Annotated in this window: 19 protein-coding genes; 11 read left to right on the forward strand and 8 right to left on the reverse strand. The window is 69.8% G+C overall.

Going from position 1 to position 23,220, the window contains the following annotated elements; translation table 11 throughout:
- Nucleotides 1–85: 85 nt before the first annotated feature.
- Together FK256_RS06705 and FK256_RS06710 are read right to left on the reverse strand one after the other, a co-directional pair.
- On the reverse strand, nucleotides 86–2,017 hold the full coding sequence (locus tag FK256_RS06705) for a CpaE/TadZ family protein (RefSeq protein WP_141424196.1): 1,932 nt from the start codon (nucleotides 2,015–2,017) through the stop codon (nucleotides 86–88).
- Nucleotides 2,014–2,661, reverse strand: a complete 648-nt coding sequence (locus tag FK256_RS06710) for a hypothetical protein (RefSeq protein ID WP_141424234.1) — start codon at nucleotides 2,659–2,661, stop codon at nucleotides 2,014–2,016. The genes FK256_RS06705 and FK256_RS06710 overlap by 4 nt, the downstream gene beginning before the upstream one ends.
- A gap of 203 nt (nucleotides 2,662–2,864) precedes the next feature.
- Between FK256_RS06710 and FK256_RS06715 the strand changes: the two genes are divergently transcribed.
- Nucleotides 2,865–3,089, forward strand: a complete 225-nt coding sequence (locus tag FK256_RS06715; RefSeq protein WP_009234041.1) for a helix-turn-helix domain-containing protein — start codon at nucleotides 2,865–2,867, stop codon at nucleotides 3,087–3,089.
- Nucleotides 3,090–3,188: 99 nt separating this feature from the next.
- Here FK256_RS06715 and FK256_RS06720 read toward each other — a convergent pair whose 3' ends face one another.
- The gene (locus tag FK256_RS06720) at nucleotides 3,189–3,737 is read right to left on the reverse strand and encodes a hypothetical protein (RefSeq protein WP_021609575.1); all 549 of its coding nucleotides are present in this window, start codon (nucleotides 3,735–3,737) and stop codon (nucleotides 3,189–3,191) included.
- A 195-nt stretch (nucleotides 3,738–3,932) separates the two neighbouring features.
- Here FK256_RS06720 and FK256_RS06725 point away from each other — a divergent pair, with 195 nt between their 5' ends.
- Complete coding sequence (locus FK256_RS06725) at nucleotides 3,933–4,832, forward strand: LysM peptidoglycan-binding domain-containing protein (protein ID WP_244936240.1); 900 nt, start codon at nucleotides 3,933–3,935, stop codon at nucleotides 4,830–4,832.
- Between the two features lie 114 nt (nucleotides 4,833–4,946).
- The gene (locus tag FK256_RS06730; protein WP_141424198.1) at nucleotides 4,947–5,465 is read left to right on the forward strand and encodes an Rv3235 family protein; all 519 of its coding nucleotides are present in this window, start codon (nucleotides 4,947–4,949) and stop codon (nucleotides 5,463–5,465) included.
- Between the two features lie 176 nt (nucleotides 5,466–5,641).
- On the opposite strand, the gene secA is transcribed toward FK256_RS06730, so the two are convergent.
- Nucleotides 5,642–8,473 (reverse strand): preprotein translocase subunit SecA, encoded by a 2,832-nt coding sequence (secA, locus tag FK256_RS06735; protein ID WP_141424199.1) that lies wholly within the window; start codon nucleotides 8,471–8,473, stop codon nucleotides 5,642–5,644.
- 291 nt (nucleotides 8,474–8,764) lie between these two features.
- On the opposite strand from secA, the gene FK256_RS06740 reads away from it, so the two are divergent.
- Both FK256_RS06740 and hpf read left to right on the forward strand, forming a co-directional pair.
- Nucleotides 8,765–9,850, forward strand: coding sequence for a ComF family protein (locus FK256_RS06740; protein ID WP_244936243.1), 1,086 nt, complete (start codon nucleotides 8,765–8,767; stop codon nucleotides 9,848–9,850).
- 214 nt (nucleotides 9,851–10,064) lie between these two features.
- Nucleotides 10,065–10,712 (forward strand): ribosome hibernation-promoting factor, HPF/YfiA family, encoded by a 648-nt coding sequence (gene hpf, locus FK256_RS06745; protein WP_141424201.1) that lies wholly within the window; start codon nucleotides 10,065–10,067, stop codon nucleotides 10,710–10,712.
- A gap of 106 nt (nucleotides 10,713–10,818) precedes the next feature.
- Here hpf and FK256_RS06750 read toward each other — a convergent pair whose 3' ends face one another.
- The 3 genes from FK256_RS06750 to mtrA are packed head-to-tail and all read right to left on the reverse strand — an operon-like array spanning nucleotide 10,819 to nucleotide 15,156.
- Nucleotides 10,819–12,561, reverse strand: coding sequence for an LpqB family beta-propeller domain-containing protein (locus FK256_RS06750; RefSeq protein WP_244936245.1), 1,743 nt, complete (start codon nucleotides 12,559–12,561; stop codon nucleotides 10,819–10,821).
- A complete protein-coding gene (gene mtrB, locus FK256_RS06755) occupies nucleotides 12,558–14,441 on the reverse strand; it encodes an MtrAB system histidine kinase MtrB (protein WP_034473575.1) in 1,884 nt (627 codons plus the stop codon). Before mtrB ends, FK256_RS06750 begins: the two co-directional genes overlap by 4 nt.
- 34 nt (nucleotides 14,442–14,475) lie before the next feature.
- The gene (mtrA, locus tag FK256_RS06760) at nucleotides 14,476–15,156 is read right to left on the reverse strand and encodes an MtrAB system response regulator MtrA (RefSeq protein WP_009234030.1); all 681 of its coding nucleotides are present in this window, start codon (nucleotides 15,154–15,156) and stop codon (nucleotides 14,476–14,478) included.
- Nucleotides 15,157–15,423: 267 nt separating this feature from the next.
- On the opposite strand from mtrA, the gene FK256_RS06765 reads away from it, so the two are divergent.
- The 5 genes from FK256_RS06765 to FK256_RS06785 are packed head-to-tail and all read left to right on the forward strand — an operon-like array spanning nucleotide 15,424 to nucleotide 21,206.
- Nucleotides 15,424–16,791, forward strand: a complete 1,368-nt coding sequence (locus FK256_RS06765; protein ID WP_039894925.1) for a DUF7847 domain-containing protein — start codon at nucleotides 15,424–15,426, stop codon at nucleotides 16,789–16,791.
- Nucleotides 16,792–16,798: 7 nt separating this feature from the next.
- Nucleotides 16,799–17,557 carry a DUF4129 domain-containing protein gene (locus tag FK256_RS06770; protein ID WP_244936247.1) on the forward strand — a complete coding sequence of 253 codons (759 nt, stop codon included), beginning with the start codon at nucleotides 16,799–16,801 and terminating at the stop codon, nucleotides 17,555–17,557.
- On the forward strand, nucleotides 17,554–18,765 hold the full coding sequence (locus FK256_RS06775) for a DUF4350 domain-containing protein (RefSeq protein ID WP_141424202.1): 1,212 nt from the start codon (nucleotides 17,554–17,556) through the stop codon (nucleotides 18,763–18,765). The genes FK256_RS06770 and FK256_RS06775 overlap by 4 nt, the downstream gene beginning before the upstream one ends.
- Nucleotides 18,762–19,856, forward strand: a complete 1,095-nt coding sequence (locus FK256_RS06780; RefSeq protein ID WP_141424203.1) for an AAA family ATPase — start codon at nucleotides 18,762–18,764, stop codon at nucleotides 19,854–19,856. The genes FK256_RS06775 and FK256_RS06780 overlap by 4 nt, the downstream gene beginning before the upstream one ends.
- Nucleotides 19,857–19,913: 57 nt before the next feature.
- Entirely contained in the window at nucleotides 19,914–21,206 is a 1,293-nt protein-coding gene (locus tag FK256_RS06785) for a DUF58 domain-containing protein (RefSeq protein ID WP_141424204.1), read from the forward strand.
- A 95-nt stretch (nucleotides 21,207–21,301) separates the two neighbouring features.
- Here FK256_RS06785 and FK256_RS06790 read toward each other — a convergent pair whose 3' ends face one another.
- On the reverse strand, nucleotides 21,302–22,297 hold the full coding sequence (locus FK256_RS06790) for a stage II sporulation protein M (protein WP_141424205.1): 996 nt from the start codon (nucleotides 22,295–22,297) through the stop codon (nucleotides 21,302–21,304).
- Nucleotides 22,298–22,311: 14 nt separating this feature from the next.
- On the opposite strand from FK256_RS06790, the gene FK256_RS06795 reads away from it, so the two are divergent.
- On the forward strand, nucleotides 22,312–23,193 hold the full coding sequence (locus FK256_RS06795) for an RDD family protein (RefSeq protein ID WP_021607619.1): 882 nt from the start codon (nucleotides 22,312–22,314) through the stop codon (nucleotides 23,191–23,193).
- Nucleotides 23,194–23,220 lie beyond the last annotated feature (27 nt).

The raw sequence follows: 23,220 nt of genomic DNA on the forward strand, positions 1-23,220 counted from the left end.
GCCCCAGTCTGCATCACCGGCCGTGCCCCGCTCGACGTCGTCGACCGCCCGGGCGCGCAGGGCTCGCGACCGCATGCACCGGAGGTCAGTGCCCGTGGTGCCCGGTTCCCGGCGGCGGGCCGCCGTCATCTCGCCCACCGCCTCGATCGACTCCCGGAGTCGGGCCAGGGTCGTGGGTCGCCCCGTGGATCGGCTCCGGCCCCGTCCAATACGGCGGTGGCGGCGGAGGGGGCGGCGGCGGTGCCGGACGAGGAGGTTCCGGCTGCCGGGAGCGCTGCGGTGAGAGCACGGCTCCTCGGGGCGCCGGGGAAGCCGACGTCTGAATCCCGGCCGTCCGAGCATTCCGACGCCGCGTGCCCTTGCTGCGCGTGGCAGAGCCGGTCATCCCTCCGGCTCCAGTCGCCCGCTCCGCGGAGTCGCGCCTTCTGCTACGCCTACTGCGCCGCAGCAGCGGCCGGCGCGAGGAGCGGGCCCTGCGGGCGGTACCCGCCTGAGGGTCGATCCGGTCGACCAGGGCACTCAGCGCCTTACCCAGCGCGCTTCCGGGGGCTCCCTCCAGAACGCTGCGCCCCTGGAGCAGGCAAGCATCGGCCGTCGCCGCGTCGTCGGGCAGCAGCACGATGTCCTCCAACCCGCCAAAACGCGCTAAGGCCTCCCGCAGCGCTTGCTGGGGCGAGGGCCCCGCGGCCGAGGCCCGCACCCGGTTGACGACGACCTCGACCCGGCCAGTGGGCGTCACGGACGAGCCCACCTCATCCAAGAGCTGGAGCAGACGGCGCACCCCGACCGGGTCCGCACCACCGACCACCAGGACGACGTCGGCATGGGACACCAGGTCGGCCGTCACCGCCCCGCGTCCGGGCTCGAGCGTGAAGTCGTCGATGTCGTCGTCGATGACACCGCCGGCGACATCTACGACGGTCCAGGCCGCGGCCCGACGGCACTGCAGCCACACCTCGGTCATGGAGGCCGGTGGCAGCTCCCGCCAGCGCCCGGCCCGCCCCAGACCCCCCAGTAGGGAGAGCCCGCCACCCACTGGGGCCAGGACCCGCTGAAGACTCTCGGCGTCGAGGCGTCCGTGAGTGGCCAGGCGGGCGGCCCCGGCCAGGGCCGAAGAGTCCTCCGCCATGCCGAGGAGCTGGACCAGACTGGGGGCCTCAACGTCGGCGTCCACGAGAATCGCCCCGCCGGAAGCGGCCAGGCCGTGGGCGAGGGAGGCCGCCACAGTCGAGCGTCCGGGGGCACCGTGGGGCCCCCACACCAGGACGATCCGCCCCCGCTGGACATCGCCCGCAGGATTCATGGTGCCTGGATGAGGGGATTGCGAGGTGCTCGTAGCGGCCACGGCGCCCGGCGGGCCCGGAGCGGGCGACGGTGGTCCGGGCGCCGCAGCGGCCCGGACCGACGGCGTCCCGTCCCCGTCCGGCCCCTGGGACTGGCGCCACAGCTCTTCGAACCAGGCGATCTCCTGGGCAGCGTTGGCAGCGTTAGCAGCGTTGGCGGCACTGTCCTCGTCCGCCGACGCGGGCGTGGCGACGCTCAGCCAGTCGTCGCCCGCAGCTTCCGCTCCGGTAACGGCCCCAGACGCTGCATCGGCGGCCGCCCCGGGTGCAGTCCCCGCCTCGGCGGAGGACCCGGTGGGAGACACACCGGCATCGGTCGCGCCGCGCCGCGCGATGCCCTGCATCGCGGAGCAGATGCTGCCGGGGGCGGCGTCGCGACGCAGGACCGGCCACCCGGCACTGCTCCAGCGCTCCTCCTCATGGCCCTCAACCAGGAGCAGCCCGCTCAGTCCGGCGCGGGCGAGCCGGTCCAGAACGGTGCGATCGATCTCGTCGAAGCCGGTGTCCAGCAGGGCGAAGGATGCCAGACCGGCCATGCCCGCTGAGAGCAGCTCGGGCAGATCGGCGCATCGGCGCACGACGCACAGTCCACTGCCCGGTTGGCTCAGCGTGCGCAGGATGTCGGCGTCATCGCCGCTGAGGGCGAGCAGGATCCCGGTGCCCGGGGCGCTCACGAGGATTTCTCCGCGGGCGCCTCCTGGCCGGTGGGCACCAGAACGAGCGATCCCTCCTGCCCGACGGCGCTGAGAACCTCGGCGAGGGATGCTTCGGGGACCTTGACCTCCACCCCGGTGCTCGGCCCGGAGATCAGCCCCTTACCGGGCTCACCGACCGAGGCGATGACCAGGCCCGTGGCCACGCGGCGGGCCCCGCCCTCGCCGGCAGGCTCCTGCCCGCTCTGATCCGCCTGTCCGGCCGCGGGCGCCTGGGCGGACCTGCCGACGACGTTCTCCTTGGGCACGAGCCACAGGTCGACGTAGTCGCCGACCTTCGTCGAGGCCGGCAGGTTGGAGGCGACGTTGAGGACCACGGGGCGCAGCGCCTGCTCACGGCTGCTGTCCACGGCCACGGCCGCCAACAGCTCCCCCTTGCTGATGGAGCGGGTCGCGACCGCGCCGTCGGGCAGATGCCCGACCTCGACATAGGCATCGGTGCCGGGGTGGGCCTCGACCACCGTGAGCACTCCGTCGGCGGTCAGGTCGGTTCCGGGGGCGACGTCCTGGGAGAGCACATAGACGCGGGTGGTGTCCGCGGCGGCGTCAACGGCCCAGGCGCCCAGGGCCACGGCCGCAGCGACCAGTACCACTCCCCCGGCCATTCTCGGGTCCTTCCAGGCGGGACGGCGCCATCGGCCACCGCGGGGGCGCTCGGGTACTGCTCGGGAGTGCGCACTACTGGATGACGACACGGGAATCCTCCTTGATCACCATTAATCATCGTCGAGATGAAATGATACCGCAAGGTTATCCACAGATTTTTTTGAGAATTGTGGAGTGGGGCAGGCAGTGGGATCATCGTTCTATGAGCACACGATTCCTGACCATCGCCGACGTCGCCGAGCAGCTCCAGCTGTCCGCCCAGGCCGTGCGCGCCCTCATCCGCACCGGGGACCTTCCAGCCATCCAGGTCGGCGCCCGCAAGCTCTGGCGCATCGAGGACCAGGCTCTCGAGGACTACATTCAGCGGCAACTCGCCTCGACCCGCGCAATGGTGGCCGCGGGCTGGGGCGAGGACGAGGAGCCCTGAGCCGCCCGTTCAGCCGCGTCCGCTCTCAACCACCGTCGGACACCGTCAGAGTCAGACGCCGTCCGATATTTCTTCACGGTCCCCGCTCGGAAGCAGAGGTCAACGACTGCGCAGCACCTCGATCGCCGCGGTCATGACGCTGACGACACCCGCACCTCCCGCACCGGGCGCGCGGCGCGCACGGACACCGCCCTCAGGGTCGAGGGCGACGTCGATGTGGTCCGCCCCCACCCGGATCAGCCGTCCCACTACTTCTCCAGTGCCCACAACCAGGCGCACCCTCACTCCGCGTCGAGCGATCTCACGCAGCAGCGCCCCCAGCGCGGGGCGGCGGCGCGCATCCCGGGGCGCCGGACCGGCCAGCCCCATCACCAGCGCCACCGCGGCCAGCGGGACGATCGCCTGCAATCCCTCCCCCTCGTCCACAAGGACGTAAGCGGGCTCGACCCGGGTGACGACGCCGTCGACGGGCACGCCTCCGCGCGTCCGTAGATGAACCGGGCGCCCCACCGAGCCCCGGAGCCGGTCGACCGCCTCGATCGAGGCGTGCTCGGCCTCGGCGAGCTCGGCGCTCTGAGCCACCAGGTCCGCGCGGCGTTCGGCATCGAAGCTGCTCTCCAGATCGGAGAGCATCACGTCCCAGTCCATGAGTCCACCTCACCACAGTCGGCAGGCGAAGCAAAGCCGCCGCACCTCTTGTCCTCCCAGCCCTGACAACCTGCGGTAACGGCCTCGTTGCGACAGCGGCGCCTTACGAGACAAGACACCATAACCCTTGACAACACAACACCATAGGAGTACACCTAACATTATTAAAAATCATCAACGACGATGGAGGTTGACATGGGGGCCCGCCTACAACTGACTTTGCTGGCCGGGGTGTCCGGGGTCCTCCTGCTTCTCCTGGGATACGCAGCCCTCAGCGCCATGAAGGGCCTCATGGAGGTCCCGCCGCAGTCCTGGGGCATGAGCGAGTTATCCGACGCCGTCGTCGCCGGGACCTGCGCGGTCGGGGCCCTGGGCGCCCTGTGGCACCTCGTCTCCGCCGTAGTCGCCCTCATCGCAATCCCCGGCCCGCACGATCGCACGTCCTTCCGGCCGGACGGCGCCCCCGGGCCGGCAGCCAGATTCCTCAACGGCTGGGGCGCTCCCGCGGCCCGTCGCATCGCGGCCTCCGCCCTGGTCGTCTCTCTGTCCTCGGCCCCGGCGCTGGCCGTCGAGGGCGCCGCAGGCGGCGACGACCTGGGGTGGAGACCCACCAGCTCGGCGCCCGCCCCATCACCCCAGTCCCCGACGCCGTCACCGCAGGACGAGCAGTCGCCGTCGAGCTCCTCCACACCGGCAGCTCCGCCCCCTACCACCAACCCGGACGGCGCGCAGTCCCGCCCTGGGAGCGCGGCACCGTCCCCATCGGCTCCACCGGCCGGCGCCGGTGGCCCGGAGGACTCGACGCCGCCCAGCACTCCCGGAAACCGCACGCCCGCCGCCACGGGCCCGGAGGCCCCGTCGGGTCGCACTCATATCGTCCTTCCCGGAGAGAGCCTGTGGTCGATCACCGCCCACCTCCTGCCCACCGGGGCCGGTCACGCACAGGTCGCGCAGGGCTGGCCCGCCCTGTATCGCGCCAACGCCGACGCCATCGGACCGAATCCGTCACTGATCCGCCCCGGGACGGTTCTGAGTATTCCGAGCTCACTGGCAGCCCCGAGCACGACGACGGGAGGCCGGGAACCGTCGCGATGAACCGTCCCCATTCCAGTACCAGGACCATCAGCTTCCATCTCAGCCCCCGTATCCGGGGCCGTCCACTTCCAACTCCGTGCCCGCCGGGCACCGACGCACCATCAGGAGCCCGCCATGACCGTCACCGCCACGCCGACTCGAACCGCTCGCCCAGCCCGCAGGGAGACCGGCCCGCAACATCGTTCCCATCCCACACCCACTCACCCGACTCCGACTCACGCCGTTCCGACGAAGCCCCCGAAACCCCTCAATGACCCGGGAGCCGCCGAGCCTCACGACCCTCTCAAAAGGCGGCCCGAGACCGGCGCCGACGCCTCGCGCACTGCCGCCATCGTCGTGGCTGCGGCCAGCGAGGTGCTCGCCGGGCAGCGACCCGTCGATCATCTGGCCAGGTGGACCAGCCCGTCCCTGTTCGACGCCCTCGCCCGCCGGGCCGGTCTGGCCTCCAGGATCCTGGGGCGTCGGCCGACGCCGAGACGCCCGCGCGTTCGTTTCGTACGCACCGAGCCGACGGTGTCGGGGGCCTGCGAAGCGACTGTCCTTCTGGAGGAGGGCAACCGGGTCCGGGCCGCGGCGGCGCGTTTGGAGATGCTGCGCGATCGCTGGATCCTCACCGGCCTGGAGATCGCGTGAGGGAGTTCCAGACATGACATCAGCACAGTCGCGAAGCCATCGCCCGCTCACTGTTGACACGTCGGCGCTCGAGTGCATCACCAACGTATCCGGGCAGCCGAAGGCGGGTTCTCCCATCGGAGAGGCAGCCGGAGCCCGGCCGGATCGACGGCGGTGATGTCAGCCCTCGGCGGGGATCAGTGGCGGCGCTTCTTCTTGGATCGGCGGCGCTCGGCCCGGTTACCGCCTGAGGCCGAGGAGCCGGAGGCCCTGCGCGAGGAGGCGCCGGAGCGCTCCTCCTCGTCGCCGGACTCACTGGGACCGGAATAGGTGATCCGCTGCTCCATGGATGCCTGTCCGGTGTCCCCCAGGACGGTGCCCCGGCCCTGGCCGCCCGCCGCGCCCAGGCGAATGCCGGCCGCCGCGGTGGCGTTGGCCTTGGCCACCGCCTGAGCGGCCTCGGCGGTGCCGTCCTCGGCGGCGCGCTGGGCGGCTGCGTCGAAGCGGGTGACGTTGGCGAAGATCTGCTCGACGGTCTCCTCGCGGATGCCCTCCATCATCGCCCGGAACATGCGGGCGCCCTCATTGGCGTACTCCACAAGGGGATCGCGCTGGGCCATGGCCCGCAGACCGATGCCCTCCTTGAGGTAGTCCATCTCGTAGAGGTGCTCACGCCAGCGCTTGTCCACCACGGCCAGAAGGATGCGGCGCTCCAGAGTGCGCATGGGCTCCTCGCCGAGCTGGGCGTGGGCCAGCGTGTTGGCATCGATCCGGGCCTCGGCGTCCTCGTAGGCCACGGCGACGTCTTCGCTGAGCTCGTCAATGAGACGCTCCGGAGTCAGCGCATCCTTGCCGCCCAAGGCCTCGACGACCTCGTCCTGGGTCAGACCCACCGGGTAGAGGCGGCCGAGCTCACCCCACAGGGCGTCCAGGTCCCACTCGTCGGGACGACCCTCGGCCGTACCGGCGTTGACGATGGAGGTGACGGCCTGAGTTCGGAAAGCCTCGATCTGGGGCTCGAGGTCCTCACCATCCAGGACCCGCCGGCGCTCGGAGTAGACCTTCTCGCGCTGCTCGGTCATGACGTCGTCGTACTTGAGAACGTTCTTGCGGATCTCGTAGTTACGCGACTCCACCTGGCGCTGGGCGCCGGCGATGCCGCGGGTGACCATCTTGGACTCCAACGGGACGTCGTCGGGGTAGGCGCCCGACGACATGATGCGTTGGGCGAGCCCGGAGGCAAACATGCGCATGAGGTCGTCCTCCATGGACAGGTAGAAGCGGGACTCGCCCGGGTCTCCCTGACGGCCGGAGCGGCCGCGCAGCTGGTTGTCGATGCGTCGCGACTCGTGGCGCTCGGTGCCCAGCACGTAGAGGCCGCCGAGCTCGACGACTTCGTCGTGCTCGGCCCGGCAGGCCTCCTTGGCCGCGGACAGGGCCTCGGGCCAGGCCCTCTCGTACTCTTCGACGTTCTCCTCGGGGTCGAGTCCGGCCTCCTTGAGGGCGGTGACCGCGATGTGCTCGGCGTTGCCGCCCAGCATGATGTCGGTTCCGCGCCCGGCCATGTTGGTGGCCACCGTGACGGCGCCCTTGCGGCCGGCCATGGCGACGACGGCGGCCTCGCGGGCGTGCTGCTTGGCGTTGAGGACCTCATGGGGAATGCCGCGCTCGCGCAGCCGCTCGGAGAGGATCTCCGACTTCTCCACGCTCGTGGTTCCCACCAGGACCGGCTGGCCGGCCTCGTGACGCTCGGCGATGTCGTCGACGACGGCGTCGAGCTTGGCCTCGACAGTGGTGTAGACGAGATCCGACTGGTCCTCACGGATCATGGGCTTGTTGGTGGGGATCGGGACGACGCCGATCTTGTAGGTGCCGGCGAACTCGGCTGCCTCGGTCTCGGCGGTGCCGGTCATGCCCGAGCGGGAGCCCTCGGGGTAGAGGCGGAAGTAATTCTGGAGGGTGATGGTGGCCAAGGTCTGGTTCTCGGCCTTGATCTCCACGCGCTCCTTGGCCTCGATAGCCTGGTGCATGCCCTCGTTGTAGCGGCGGCCGGGCAGAACGCGGCCGGTGTGCTCGTCGACGATGAGGACCTCGCCGTCGCGCACGATGTAGTCCTTGTCCCGGTGGAAGAGCTCCTTGGCCTTGATGGCGTTGTTCAGGAAGCCGATCAGAGGGGTGTTCTCGGACTCGTAGAGGTTCTCGACGCCGAGGTAGTCCTCGACCCGCTCGATCCCCGAGGACAGCACGCCCACGGTGCGCTTCTTCTCGTCGACCTCGTAGTCCTTGCCCTCGCGCAGGCGCTCAGAGATCGTGGCGAACTCCTTGTACCACTTGTTGACGTCCCCGGTGGCGGGCCCGGAGATGATGAGGGGGGTGCGAGCCTCGTCGATGAGGATGGAGTCGACCTCGTCGACGATGACGAAGGCGTGGCCGCGCTGGACCAGGTCCTCGGGGCGCTGGGCCATGTTGTCGCGCAGGTAGTCGAAGCCGAACTCGTTGTTGGTGCCGTAGGTGATGTCGCAGGCGTACTGCTCACGACGCTCGGCGGGGGTCTGCCCCACGAGGATGCAGCCGGTAGTCAGCCCCAGGAAGCGGTGGACACGCCCCATGAGGTCGGACTGGTACTCGGCGAGGTAGTCGTTGACAGTGACGACGTGGACGCCCTTGCCGGTCAGGGCCCGCAGGTAGGAGGGCATCGTGGCCACGAGCGTCTTACCCTCACCAGTCTTCATCTCGGCGATGTTGCCGCGGTGGAGGGCAGCGCCGCCCATGATCTGAACGTGGTAGGGGCGCATGCCCAGCACGCGGTCGGCAGCCTCCACGACCGTGGCGAAGGCCTCGGGAAGCAGATCGTCGAGTGTCTCGCCGTCCTGGTAGCGCTCCTTGAGCTCGTCAGTCATGTCGCGCAGTTCGGCGTCGGAGAACTCGCTGTACTCCTCGGCAAGCGCCTCGACCTGGTCGGCGATGGCATCAAGCTTCTTCAGGGTGCGGCCCTCGCCAATGCGAAGGATCCGGTCCACGATCGACACGCTGCATTCTCCCTTGGGACGTCTATTGCGAAGAGCCTCGGTGAGACGAGGCGGGGCCGAATCGGCTAAATCGGCTCAGGTCTCACCGGCTACCTGCCTCCGTACTCTAGTGGACCCGAGTGGACCGCGGTCTTTCCACCACCGAGATTCTTCCCACCGAGGACACGGGACCACGGGTGACACAGCGGGCACGGGGCCACAGGACATGGGGACTCCTACCCGGCCCACCCCGTTGTGGACCGCGAGCGCCCGCGGGGGCGGAGCGGACGCATCCGTTCCACAGTGGAGGACATGACGCCCAGATTCCATCGCGAGTCCCCTTATTATTCCGCCTGCCGCCGAGCGCCGCGCGCAAGAGTCTCCGGGACGCTCGCCGAGCTCCTGTTCGGGCTCCGGCAGGGGTTGTCTCTCGGGATACCGGTCTCCTGCGCGGGCTGCGGACGGTGGGAGACGGCACTGTGCCCCCGGTGTCTGGAGCTGCTCGAAGGCGAGCCCTTCGCCGTGGATCACGCCGACGCCGCAGGCGACCTCGACATCCTGGCCCTGGCCGCCTATGCCGGGCCGGTGCGCACCATGGTCCTGGGGTGGAAGAACGGTTCGCGAGAGGACCTCTCCGAGACGATGGCGCGGGCCGGCCGTCGCCTGGGGAGCCGGTGGGCGCGCACCCACCCGCCGGGTGAGATCTGGCCCGGGACGCCGGGGGACCATCCCGGTGAGGATCCGGCTACCGCCGTCGTCACAGCCACAAGCATGCCGGCCCTGCTCGTGGTCCCGGCCCCCTCCGGGCCTGCGCGCCGATTGCGCGGCCGTCTGGTGGCGGCGCGCCTGGCCGACGACGTCGCCCGGGCGATCGCTGACCAGTGGGCCCACCCGGAATGGGCCGACTCCTCGGTCCGGTCACCGCTCTCTTTGATCTCGGAGCCCATGCCCCCGCAGAGGGGGCCGTTCGCTCCGCTCGTGCTGAGCACGGATCTGCTGCGTCGTCGGGGCGGCGGGGCGCATCAGGCCGGGCGCTCCTCGCGTCAGCGGCGGGGTAATCGCTCCGTCGTCCCGCGTCTGCTAACTCCAGTGACCGGCCTGCCGATAGTGCTGGTCGACGACGTCGTCACCACAGGGGCCACCCTGGGTGCCTGCGCCCGAGCGATCGAGGAGGCCGGCGGCCAGGTGCTGGGAGCCCTGGCGATGGCCGCCGCTCCACCTCCCGCGCACAGGTATCTCACGGTTCCAGCCGGGACCGCGGCCAGAGGCGCCGCCGCGGCCTCTACTCGGATCCCGGGGTCCGGGAAGGATCGCAACGATCGTTCCGGCGCGGGTTTGTCCGCCTGCGGCGATCAGGAGGCGCCAACGGGTGACGACGCGCTCGAAAAGGAGGCGTGAACAGCCCCATATGGTGTACCTTGTGTGGCACAACCCACAGGCGATTCCCGACGTCGACAAGGACAGTCCGCCGGGCCCCGCCTCGGTGCCTGAGGGCCCTCACGAGGTGACAGGAGGTGATGACACCAATCCCCAACCCGCCGTGAGGAGTGGCGGGTACTTGTCGCACACGGTCCGCCAGGACCGGCCCACGAGCCCAGAAAGAGGTTCCACCATGGATATCACCGTCGTCGGTCGTAACGCCGAGATCAGCTCTCGTCTGCGCGACTACGTCGAGGACAAGGCCGTCAAGGTAGAGCAGTTCGACCCCCGGGTCCAGCGAGTCGAGGTGGAGGTCACCCACGAGCGCAACCCACGTCAGGCCGACACCGCCGAGAGAGTGGAGATCACCGTCGTCTCCAAGGGCCCGATCATTCGGGCAGAGGCGTCCTCCTCGGATCGCTTCGCCGCTTTTGATATCGCCATGGGGAAGCTGACCGAGCGCCTTCGCCGGGCCCGGGACCGCAAGAAAGACCACCGCCGCTACACAGTGGCCACCCCGAACGAGGAGTCCCAGGCGGCACCGGCTCCGGAAGAGCCCCAGGTCCCCGAGACCGGTGACGCGCCGATCGAGGACTCCCCTTCCGCCCCCACCGAGCCCGGCGTCGCGGTCGAGGCCCAGCTCGGGGACTCCCCGGTGATCGTGCGCCAGAAGCTGCACGAGGCCAAACCGATGACCGTCGACGAGGCCCTCTACCAGATGGAGCTCGTGGGGCACCCCTTCTACCTGTTCATCGAGAAGTCCTCCAAGCAGCCCTGCGCCGTCTACCACCGCCACGGGTGGACCTACGGCGTCATCCGCCTAGACGCGCAGGTGCTCTAGCCCCGACCCTCATCTGATTCCGGGCGCTCCACGGTCTGGTTGGACCGGGGGCGCCCGGAGCTGCACGATCGGGACGTCGCAAGGCCGCCGAGTGCAGAGGGCCGGTTCAGGGCAGCGGGAAGGAGGGGTCAGTGACCTCCGAGGTGAGCACCCGCCACATCGCCCCGCGGCGCTGCCAGGTCTTTCCCCCCTCACCGATGAGGATGAGGGACTCCTCGGAACGGTCGGAGACGACGGACCGGGCCTCGCGCACACCCACGAGCGTGTTGACCGCACCGCCGATCTGGATGAGGCGCACCTCGGGCACACCACCCCCCTCGCCGCTGACGCCGGCCAGGACGCACACGGCGTTGGGGGCGCACCAGGAGATGCCGCTCGTGCCCGCTCCACTGGCGCGAGGCATCTCCACGGCCGGCCCCAGTCCTGTGGGACGGCCGTCCTGGTCCCGGACGATGACGGCGACGGCGACGCGGCCGTCGGATCGCCGCACAGCGATCCGCTCGGACTCCACGGACAGATCGAAGGCGGTAATGGTGGTTTCCGGCAGCCAGGACGACGCCAGGGCGGCGCGCTGACCAGAGCCGTTGACGACGGTGAGCTGCCCCTCGGCCAGCAGCCAGACCCATCCGTGCCGGTCGCCCAACGGTGCGCCCAGTCCCCCGGCACCCGCGGTGGGGTCCCCCACGGAGAGGATGACGCTGGCGGAGTCCTGTCCCTGAGGCAGACGCAGCAGGCTGGAGGCCGACAGCGCGTAGACGGTCCCATCCGCCCCGAGGCTCGGGCTACGGGCTTCGCCGGTCCCCAGGACCCGGTCGGTCGCCAGAGTGACGCGACTCGAGCCCGTGCCCCGCACGACGGCGCCCTCAGACATCCCCACGATGCCGCCGACCTCCGGAGCCATCGGGGTCAGCCGGGCGGGCGCGCCGAGGTCGACGGTGCCCGCGAGCACCCGGACCCGGTCGATACCGCTGATCTGGAGAAGGCTCTGCTCGATCTGGGCCACCATGAGCCGGCGAGCATCCTCCGAAGCGGGGTCGGAGTCCGCGCTCAGGTGGACGGTGGCGGTCCCGGCCTCGACGACAACGCCCCTGCTCGCGCGCTCGGCGTTGCGCGGGATGAGGCTGATGGCCCCATCGTGCAGCCATGCGGAGGGCCCTCCGAGCAGCCCGGAGAGGAGGGAGTCGGCCTGCGAGCTGCGCGGGTACCACCTCAGCTCGGAGACGAATCTGGCCCGGTCCCACGACAGGAAGGCCAGGGCACTGACCGCGAAGTTCTGCATGAGCCGGGAGAAGGGCAGCAGGATCCCGTGGGGCAGACCGACGATGCGCCACTGGCCGGTGGAGTTGGTGGCCAGGGAGAACTCGCCGACATAGGTGGCCCCCTCCTCGGCAGGGGTGAAGACGCCCAGGGAGTCCAGGACCCCCACCTGCCCGGAGGTTACCGTGAAGGCGCCATCGGCCGCCACCGAGACCTGCGGCTCGGTCGAGCCGCTGTAGGCGCTCACCGTCTCCAGCGGCTTCCACTGGGCGGCGGTGCGCTCGGTGAGGAACTGCTTGGCGGTGGCGAAGTCGTCGGAGAACCCGGCGATGGCGGCGCGCAGGAAGCCATTGACGACGTCCTCGGCGGAGTCGCCCTCGCCCGGCCCGGGGGCGGTTTCGATGAGCGCGTCGGTGTCGGAGGCGGCTACTCCGGAGCGAGTGACTCCACTGGAGTTCGGCAGCGCCGTGCACCCGCCCAGGAGACCGGCGGCGGCAGCCGACAGCAGTCCCAGCGCACCGCGGCGGGTCAGCCGGCGCCCGGCGCGCAGCGGGCGTCCTTGCCGGTTCACGCGGTTCAAGGGACGGTTCATCGGCGCCTGCCCTCCTCATCGGCCTCTTCGGGGGTGCGGGTGACCGGCTCCTGTCCCGGCAAGACGACGACGACGCGCCCGACGTCCTCGGTGACAGCGTCGTGGCTCTCCCCGGCCAGGGGGATGTCGCCCAGAACGACGCTCTGGCGCGCCCGGCGTGTGGCCGGTGCGGGCCCCAACGGACCGACCGGGGAGAAGGACGACTCCTCGTCGGCCGGTATCCCGGCGCGGGCCACCGCCGGCGCGTCCTGGGGAACGAGCTCGAGAGGGCCGGGACCGGCCAACCTGCCCGGGCCGCCGTCGGCCCCCTGGGTGCGGGGCAGGACCAGGAGGAAGGAGGCGCCATCGGCCGGCCACCCCCAGGCCGACAGGCGTCCACCGTGCAGGCGGGCGTCCTCCATGGCGATGGACAGCCCCAGGCCGGTGCCTCCCAGGCTGCGCTTGCGCGAAGGGTCGGCGCGGTAGAAGCGGTCGAAGACCTTGGCGACGACGTCAGGGCTCATCCCGATTCCGTGGTCGCGCACGCGCACCGCCACCGCGTCGTCGTCCACGGCGACGGCGACGTCCAGCGGTTTGCCCTCGCCGTGCTCGAGCGCGTTGACCACGAGGTTGCGGATGATGCGCTCGACCCTGGTGACATCGACCTCGGCGGTGGCCGGCTCCTCGGGCAGGTGGAGGCGCAGCTCGGTCCCGGTGGCGTCGAAGTGGAACTGGGTGGTCTCGACGACGGTGTCGACCACCTGGGCGAGGTCGACCTCCTCCAGACGGAGCTTGACGTTACCGGAGTCGATGCGGGAGATATCCAGCAGGTCGGTGAGCATGGTCTCGAAGCGGTCCACCGAGCTGGACAGCACCTGGATGCTGCGCAGGGCGAAGGGATCGGAGATCTCCTCGCGCGCGTCCTGGATCTGCTCGGTGGCCAGGCGGATGGAGGCCAACGGGGTGCGCAGCTCGTGGGAGACGTCGGAGACGAAGAGGCGCTGCACCTTGGACAGCGACTCCAGGCGTTCGATCTGGTCCTCCAGCGAGGTCGCCATATGGTTGAAGGATCTGGCCAGGGTGGAGATCTCGTCCTCGCCCTCGATGCTCAGGCGCTCGGCCAGCAGCCCCGAGGCCAGGCGCTCGGCCGCCCGAGCGGTGTGCCGCACGGGGCTGAGCACCCACCGGGTGAAGGCCCACACCACCACGATGAGGATCGCCAGGAAGCCCAGTCCCCCGATGGTGATGTTGCGCGAGGCCAGGGAGACGATGCGCTGCTCGCTAGCCAGGCTGTAGACGAGGAAGAGGTCGTATTCCCCGGCCAGAGGCAGACTCACCCGGGTACCGACGATGAGACCCGGGTCCGTGCCGCCCTCGTCATTGGGGACGGCCACCGACTGCCAGTACTGCGAGCGGGCCCCGCCCTCGTCGAGGGCCTTGGTCATCTCGTCAGTGATGAGGGAGCGCAGGCGGGTGTCCGTCTCCAGATCGTTGACCACCGTCGTGGAGGTCTCCTCCTGGTTGCGCAGCATGAGGACCCCCACGCCGCCGGAGGAGGAGATCGAGTCCTTGGCGCCGTTGACCTGCTGCTCCGCGGTGGCGGAGACCTCGTCGACGGTCACGGCGGTGGTCGAGTCGAACTCGGACTGGGCGACGCTGGCGCGCAGCGCGGCGTCGGCGAGGATGACGTCTCGCCGGTCGGCGAACACCTCCGATCGGATCCGGTCGGTGACGAATGTCAGCAGCAGGACGATGAGGAGCAGGCCGATGACGGTGGCGGTACACACCATGCGTACCTCGAGGCTGCGGCGCAGCAGCCCTGGCAGGGGCAGTCGCCGAACGACCCGGTCCTCCGCAGTGCCCACCGATGATCCCATCGACGTGCCCACTGAATTACGCATCGGGTTCATTGTAGGGCGCCCGATGCGCCGTCGCTCACGAGGATTCGCCGACCCTGTAGCCGACACCGCGCACCGTCACCACGATCGAGGGGCGCTCGGGGTCCTTCTCGATCTTGGCCCGCAGGCGCTGGACGTGGACATTGACCAGACGGGTGTCGGCCGGGTGCTGATAGCCCCATACCTGGCTGAGCAGCTCCTCACGGGTGAAGACCTTCCAAGGCGAGCGGGCCAGGGTCACCAGCAGCTCGAACTCCAGAGGAGTCAGGGCGATGACCGATTCACCGCGCTTGACCTGGTGACCGGCGACGTCGATGTCGAGATCCCCGGCGCGCACGTGCTCGGCCGCGCCCGGGTTGGTGCGGCGCAGACGGGTGGAGACGCGGGCCAGCAGCTCCTTGGACTTGAAGGGCTTGGTGACGTAATCGTCCGCCCCGGCCTCGAGGCCGGCGACGACATCCTGGGTATCGGTCCGTGCGGTCAGCATGATGATCGGCACGTCGGACTCGGAGCGGATGAGCCGGCAGATCTCGACGCCGTCGAGCCCCGGGAGCATGAGGTCGAGGAGGACGAGATCGGGGGTCACCTCGTGGAAGGCGTCCAGGGCTTTAGCCCCGTCATGACAAAGGGTGGGCGTGTAGCTCTCCGACTCCAACATGATGCCGATCATCTCGGCCAGGGATGCATCGTCGTCGACGACCAGAATGCGCGTGCTCATAGCCCGTATCTTGGCATGCGCCCCGGGAGCCAAGGGACATCTAGGACATCGAGACGACATTCACACTTCCCTCAGGTTTTTAAGAGAATCCCTTCAGTTACGGGAAAAAGCGGCATCACCGCACACAGGAGCCGGAATTATTGCGGCCAAACCGTAATCTTCGATGGCCGCCTGCGAGCCCGTTTCCGAGGGTCCGCTCGGCTCTCTCCACGATTTCCTCCTCCAGGGGGAGGGCGCTCAGAGGGGTGGGCATGACAGCATGGACTTATGAGCACTGACTCCCATCCCGACGACCTCAACCCGAGCGGCGAGCCGAACCGCGGGGGTGCCGCCGCCTCCGGCGGCGGCTTCGTCGGAGGCGACCAGGACGGGTGGCAGGCCCCCGACTCCGGAGCGTCCGCAGGCACCTCGCCCTATCCATCGCAGGGATATTCCGGCTACGGCGATTACCAGACGCCGCCCGTGGGTCAGCCCGGTTCTGCCCCCGGCTATCCGCCCAACGCCCCCGGAGGTCCTCCCGGAGGCGGTGCCGGATACGGCCCCTACCCCGGCGCACCTGGGGGTCCCGGAGGCCCTGGGGGTCCCGGCGCTCCCGGGAATCCCGGCGCCGCCGGGTATCCGGGTTACGGCGGCTACGCGTCGGTTCTGGCCCCCAAGCCGTCAATCATTCCGCTGCGGCCGCTGTCCATCGGGGAGATCCTCGGTGGCGCCTTCGAGTCGCTGCGTGCCAACCCCAAGGCGATGTTCGTCCCCTCTCTGGTGGTGATGAGCATCGTGGGGCTCCTCTCCGCAGCCGGTTTCGCCTTCTTCCTCTCCCGGCTCAACCTGCCGGGCCTGACCACGTCCCCCGACCAGTTCAGTGAGGACGATCTGGATCTGGACAAGCTCTGGTCATCGTTGGTGGGCCTGTTCGTTCAGGCCGGCCTGACCAGCGTGCTGACCGTGTTCGCCACCTCGATCCTCACCGGTCTGCTCATCGTCACCGTCTCGCGCACCATCCTGGGTCGCAAGGCCTCCTTGAGCGACGTGTGGCAGCGCACCAAGCCGCGTGTGGGCGCTCTCATCGGTCAGACGATCATGATCCAGATCATCGTCAGCGTCGTCACGTTGGCCTTCCTTGCAATCGCAGCCGTCATCATCTGGGGGATCCTGGGTGGTTTCATCGCCAACGGCGTCGATGAGGATTCTGTCGGAACGGTTCTCCTCACCATCCTGCTCATCCTGGTACTGGCCCTCGTGCTGGGGCTGGCGGTCTTCGCCCTGACGTGCAAGCTGAGCCTGGCACCGGCGGCGCTGATCCTGGAGAACATCGGCGTCTTCGAGGGGATCTCCCGCTCCTGGGCACTGACGCGAGGATATTTCTGGCGAGTCGTCGGCATCCGGCTGCTCTCAATAATCATCATCGGTGTCGCCAGCCAGGCCGCCTCCTTCGCGCTGAGCTCCATCACCAACGGGATCATGCTCGCGGCACCGAACACGATGATCGCGATCATGACGATATCGATTCTGGTGAACAGCCTCATCCAGGCCGCGATTATGCCCTTCGACGCCTCCGTGGTCGCTCTGATGTACACCGACTTGCGGATGCGCTCAGAGGGTCTGGACGTTGAGCTCCGGCGCGCCGCCGGAGTGTGACCCGCCCGTGATACGCGCCATTCCCTCCGTAAGCCCCGCCGGCTCCTCCGGCTTCCTCAGTCACGCCGCCGGGGTGGCCTGCGCCGCCGGCGCACTCGCCGCCAAGGCCCCTGCAACTCCCGACGCCGATGAGGCCCGGCAGGCCGCGAACAAGGAGCTCTCCCGCCCGATCTACCGCGACAGCCCCGACCTGTGGGATCGGTTCTGGGAGTGGATCAAGGAGCATTTCAACACCGGCAGCATGGTCCCCGGGGTTCCTTCCTGGGTCTCGACGGCGATCGTGATCGTCGTCGGCGCCGTCGTCATCGCGCTGCTGATCCTCCTGCTCACCAGGATCTCCTCGGAGCGCCGGGTGACGACGCCGTCGCTGTCAGTGCTCATTGACGACCGCGACGCCGACGCCCTGACCCGGGCAGCGGACGAGGCCGCCGAGCGGGCCGATTTCGCCACCGCCGTCGTCGAGCGTTTCCGGGCCATCATCCGCTCCCTCGACGAACGCGGGATCATCGACGAGTACCCCGGGATGACGGCGATAGAGGCGGCCGCACTCACCAACCAGGCCCTTGGCGAGCACCGGGTCGTGGCTCCTCTGTACGAGGCGGCGCACCTGTTCGACGCCGTTCTCTACGGCCGGGTGGTCTCCACCCCAGCCCAGGACCAGCAGATGCGCGTGCTGGCCGCCCAGGTGGCCGAGGTGACGCCGCCCGCTCACCATGAGAGGACCGCCATCGAACCCTTCTCAGCGCTCCCAGGGGCACCCGCATGAGCGCTCCCGTTCAGCAATCCCCGCAGTCTGCTCCGAGCACCTCCCAGACGGAGGCGGTCTCCGACCAGGTGACGAACTCGCACTGGTCTCAGCGATGGAGCCGGTGGCGTCCGGTCGTCATCGCCCTTGCCATCATGCTCATCCCCGTCCTTGTCACCCTGTGGACCAGGCCCGTGACCTCAAAGACTCCGCTGGCCATCGACAATCCCGAGAAGTTGGGAACGATGGCCGTCGCGGAGCTGCTGCGCCACGAGGGGATCTCCGTGAGCAAGGCGGACAGCGTTTCCAAGGCGGTGGAGGCGAGCAGAAACGGGGCGACCATCGCCGTGGTCAACGCCGACCGTCTCAGCCTCGCCGAGAGGAAGGCCCTGGCCCAGGCGGGCGGCGATGTCGTCATCGTCGGCGTCAGAGGCGGCAGCGATACCCTGAAGGGGCTGACGGATATGACCAGCAAGGGCGCGGCGTCCCCCGGCTCCACCATCCTGGAGCCGCAGTGCGGCGACGCGGACGCCCAGGCCGCCCGGAGCCTGGCGGGATCGCATGCCTCGGTGTCGCTGCAGGGCGACGACGACGCCGTCGGCTGTTTCCCGGTGGGAGAGGACCGTTACGCCTATGCCACCGACACCCTGCCCAGCGGAGCCGCACTACGCGTTCTGGCCGACCCCGGACCGGCCACCAATGCGCACCTGGCCCAGGAGGGCCACGCCGCCCTGGCCGTGCGCGCGCTCGGCCATCACGACCGCCTCCTGTGGCTGGACGGACAGCGCCTCGAGTCCCCCTCCATATGGAACTCCTCGTCCACGCCCACCTGGCTGCCGGTCCTCATCTTCCAGCTCGTCGTGATAGCGGGCACTCTGGCGGTCGTTCAAGGACGTCGCTTCGGCAGCCTCCTGAGTGAGGAGCTGCCCGTCGTCGTACGCTCCACCGAAACCACGTTCGCGCGCGGCCATCTCTACCGCCGGGGCTCGGATCGTCCTCGAGCGGCCGAGGCCCTGCGCTCGGGCACGGCGCTGCGTCTGGGCATCGCCCTGGGGCTGGCTCCCGGGACCTTGCGTCGCGACGTGATCGCCGCCGTCGCCCAGGCCTCGGGCGTCGACCCCGTCATGGTGGACTCTCTTCTCTACGGTCCGCCGCCGACCAATGACAAGGCCCTGGCAACCCTGGCAGTTCAGCTTGACCAACTCGAGAGCGAGGTTCACTCCGCATGAGCACGGACAGCACCGACCCCACCCGCGACCTGAGCACCACGGGCGACGCGGGCACTAGCGCCCCCCACCCGCAATCCGACCGACCGGCGCCGGGCGCCCCGGAGGCACCCGGCGCCCAGAGCACGCCCAAGCCCGATGCCGGCGCCGACCCGCGCAAGCGGCTGGTGGCCGTGCGCAGTGAGGTGGGCAAGGCCGTCGTCGGCCAGGAGGCCGCGGTGACCGGCCTGGTCATCGCCCTGCTCGCCGGCGGACACGTTCTGCTCGAGGGGGTCCCCGGAGTGGCCAAGACTCTCCTGGTGCGGTCGCTGGCCACCGCATTGGACGTGGAGACCAAGCGCATCCAGTTCACCCCTGACCTCATGCCCGGTGACGTCACCGGTTCCCTCATCTACGACTCCCGCAGCGCCCGGTTCTCCTTCCGAGCCGGACCGGTCTTCACCAACCTGCTTCTAGCAGACGAGATCAACCGCACCCCGCCCAAGACGCAGTCGGCACTGCTGGAGGCCATGGAGGAGCGCCAGGTGTCCGTCGACGGCGAGCCTCGGGCCCTGTCGGATCCGTTCATGGTGATCGCCACCCAGAATCCGGTGGAGTACGAGGGGACCTACCCGCTGCCAGAGGCTCAGCTGGACCGTTTCCTGCTCAAACTGGTGCTGCCTCTTCCCGAGCGGGCTCAGGAGATCGAGGTGCTCTCCCGCCACGCCTCGGGCTTCGATCCGCGCAACCTGGAGTCGGCGGGGCTCCGGGCAGTGGCCGGAGCCGAGGACCTGGCCCTTGCCCGCGCCCAGGTGAGCACCGTAGGCGTCACCCCGGAGGTACTGGCCTACGCTGTCGACCTCGTGCGCTCCACCCGCTCGATGCCGTCGGTGGCCCTGGGGGTTTCGCCGCGAGGGGCCACCGCGCTTCTGGCGGCGTCACGGGCCTGGGCATGGCTCGCCGGCCGGTCCTTCGTCACCCCCGACGACATCAAGGCCCTGGCCCTGCCCGCCCTGCGTCATCGCATCCAACTGCGCGCCGAGGCCGAGATGGAGGGCATCACCCCCCAGTCCGTCATCGAGTCAGTGCTGAGAACCGTTCCGGTGCCGCGCTGAGGCATCGGCGCAGAGCCCACCGAATCGATCACCCGACCAACTCACGACAGGAGTGGCATGTTCCTGACGATGCGCGCCGTGTGGGCGCTGCTTCCGGGGATCGCCCTGGCCATCATCGCACCGCGCCCGGCAACAGTGCTGGCCTGGGCCGGTGTCGTCCTGGTCCTGGTCGTGATCGACGTCGCCTGCGCGCCCTCGCCCCGTCTGTTGCGGGCCTCGCGCTCAGTGGGCCACGGGATTCGGCTGGGCGAGTCGATCACCTCGACCTTGACAGTCACCAACACCGGCCGGCGCACCGCCCGGCTCCTGCTGCGTGACGCCTGGCCCCCCAGCGCGGGGGCGGACCACGAGCGCGGGGGGATGACCATCCCGCCGGGTCAGCGCCGTCGCCATTCCACGGTACTCACGCCCCGACGCCGGGGCGACCGTAGGGCGGGACCGCTGACCGTCAGGGTCGCCGGCCCCCTGGGAATCGCGGGGCGTCAGGCCTCCCTGAATGTACCGGCCTGCCTCCGAGTGCTGCCGGCCTTCCGGTCACGCCACCACCTGCACTCGCGCCTGGCCCGGCTGCGGGAGATGGATGGGCGCAGTGCGGTCATGGTGCGCGGTGAGGGGACCGAGTTCGATTCCCTGCGCGAGTACGTCGTCGGGGACGACGTGCGCTCCATCGACTGGCGATCCACCGCCCGCCGCGGCGAAGTCCTGGTGCGCACCTGGCGCCCGGAGCGCGATCGACGCGTTCTCATCGTCATCGACTCGGGTCGGCTGTCGGCAGCCCGACTGGGCGACGCTCCCCGGCTCGACGCCCAGATCGAGGCCACCCTGCTGCTGGCCGCGCTAGCCTCCCGCGCCGGCGACCGGGTCGATGTCCTGGCCCTCGACGACGCCGTCCGGGCCCAGGTGCGAGGCAGTTCCGGGGCTGTACTCATGACGGCGCTGGCCGAGCATCTGACCGACGTCGAGCCGCGTCTGACCGAGCTCGACTGGACACTGCTGGCCTCCCGGGTACGAACGGTGCTCTCGCAGCGGGCTCTGGTGGTCGTCATCTCCGCACTGGACGGCAGTGGAGGGGACGCGGCGATGATCCGAACGTTGACGACGCTGGCCCGCGACCACACGGTCGTCCTCGCCTCGGCGCTGGACCCCGAGCTGGAGGAGCTGCGGGCTGCGCGTGACAACACGGACTCCGTGTACGTGGCGGCCTCGGCGGAGAAGGATCTGGTGGAGCTGGACGCCGTGCGCCGCCGCCTGCGCCGCGGCGGCGTGGAGGTCGTTGAGGCGCCCGACCAGAGTCTCGCTCCGGCGCTGGCCGACTGCTACCTGGACCTCAAGGCGGCGGGGCGACTGTGACACCGAACCGTCATGGCGTTGCGGACCGCGCCAACGGACCCGTCGCCCGCGCAGGATCAGCGCGCCCGGGACCCGTTCTTGCTGCGGAGACCCGGTCAACCGGCCTCGGGCTGGACGTAGCCGGCCTCCTTCTCCTCGAGATCTCCCGTGACTCCCGCGGCGACGGCGGAGCGCCCCAGGACGAGCGTGTACGCCCACAGCAGCGCCAGCGCGCCGGTTCCGATGGTGATCTTGACCGGCCAAGCGATGGGGGCCGGGGTCACGAAGGCTTCGATGAAGCCGGCCAGGGCCAGGGCCGCGGTCAGGCCCACGGCCACCGTGATGAGGGCGCGTCCCTCCGTGGCCAGGGCGGTGGAGCGACTGCGGGGACCGGGAACCAGCAGGGTCCAGAACAGCTTGAGGCCGGCCGCTCCCGCGATGAAGATGCAGGTCAGCTCCAGCAGCCCGTGAGGCGAGATGAGCGACAGGAACACGCCGAGCATGTCGTGGTCGGCCATGATCGCCCCTGCCTGCCCCAGGGCCATGGCGTTGCTGTAGAGCAGGTAGAGCGGCAGGATCCCCGTGACTCCGCCGGCCACACAGATCGCCGCGATACGGGCGTTGTTGGTCCACACCTGGGCCGCGAAGTCGGGGGCGGAGTAGGTGGAGTAGTAGGACTCGAACGCCTTGTGGGCGTACTTGTCCAGCTCCTCAGGGCTGCCCAGAGCGGCCATCGCCTCCGGGCTGTGCAGGGTCCACACCCCCACCACCAGAGCCAGTGCGATCTCGGCGACCATCACCCCGCAGGTCCACCAACGGATCCGGTAGAGGGCCGCCGGCAGAGCCTGAAGCACGAATCGACGCACCGCGTGGGTCCTCACCTCCCGGGTTCCGGTCAGGCGGCCACGGGCCGTCGCCACCCGGGTGGACAGTTCGGCGATAAGCTGCGGATCCGGTGCAGCCGAGCGCACCCGCGACAGGTGGCGGGCGCAGGTGCGATAGAGGGTCACGAGCTCGTCGGCCTCGCCGCCGCTGAGATGCCGGCGCGATACGAGCACGTCGAGGCGTTCCCACTGGTCACGGTGCGCTGCGGCGAAGGCATCAAGATCCACGCAAGGAGTTTGTCATGGTGAACGAGTCGTCCACATCCTCCGAGCGGATGATCGAGCGCGAGCTCATGGTCACCGGTGAAGCCGTCGCACTGGAGGTCGTTCCCGCGACGGTCGTCAGTCGTATCTTGTCCGGGCTCATCGACTACACGGCTTATTCCGTGGGCGGGGCGATATCCCTGTTCGTGGTGATGATCCTGGCGATCAACGAAAGGTCGGAGTTCGGTGACAACCTCGCTTTCATCAGAGCGATCATCTCCCTGGTGATCCTGGCCTGGATAGTCGTTATCCCCCTGCTCACCGAGCTGCTCAGCAGGGGCAGGAGCCTGGGCCGCATGGTGACCGGGACCCGGGTGGTGCGCGACGACGGCGGCACCGTCAGACTGCGCCACTGCCTGGTGCGGACCCTGCTCGCCGTGGTCGAGATCTGGCTGGCCTCGGCCGTGCCGGCCGTGTGCACCTCCGTCGTCTCCAAGCGAGGAAAACGGCTCGGCGACATGTTGGCGGGCACCTACGTGGTGCGCGACCGGCATCGCTCCTCCATGGCTCCGCCCCTGCTCATGCCCCCCGAGCTGGCCGGCTGGGCGGCGGGCACCGACCTGCGTGCTCTGCCCGGAGGTCTAAGTCTGACAGCACGGACCTTCCTGCAACGGGCGTCCAGCATGGATGCCGGGTACCGGTCCCACCTGGGGCTCGACCTGGCGTCCCAGGTACAGGCATACGTCTCTCCCCCGCCTCCTGCGGGGACGCACCCCGAGCGGTTCCTCGCCGCGGTACTCACCGAGCGGCGCAACCGCGAGCTGGTACTGGCGACCCGGGACCGGCGCCTGGAGGAGGAGGTGCGCCGAGACATGGCGCGTCCGCCCTACGAGGTCGGCCGGGAGACCCGACGGCGCTGAGGGAGCCTGCCGGAGCGCGGTTCACGG

It is taken from the genome of Actinomyces johnsonii (assembly GCF_006546835.1).
Taxonomy (GTDB): Bacteria; Actinomycetota; Actinomycetes; order Actinomycetales; family Actinomycetaceae; genus Actinomyces; species Actinomyces johnsonii.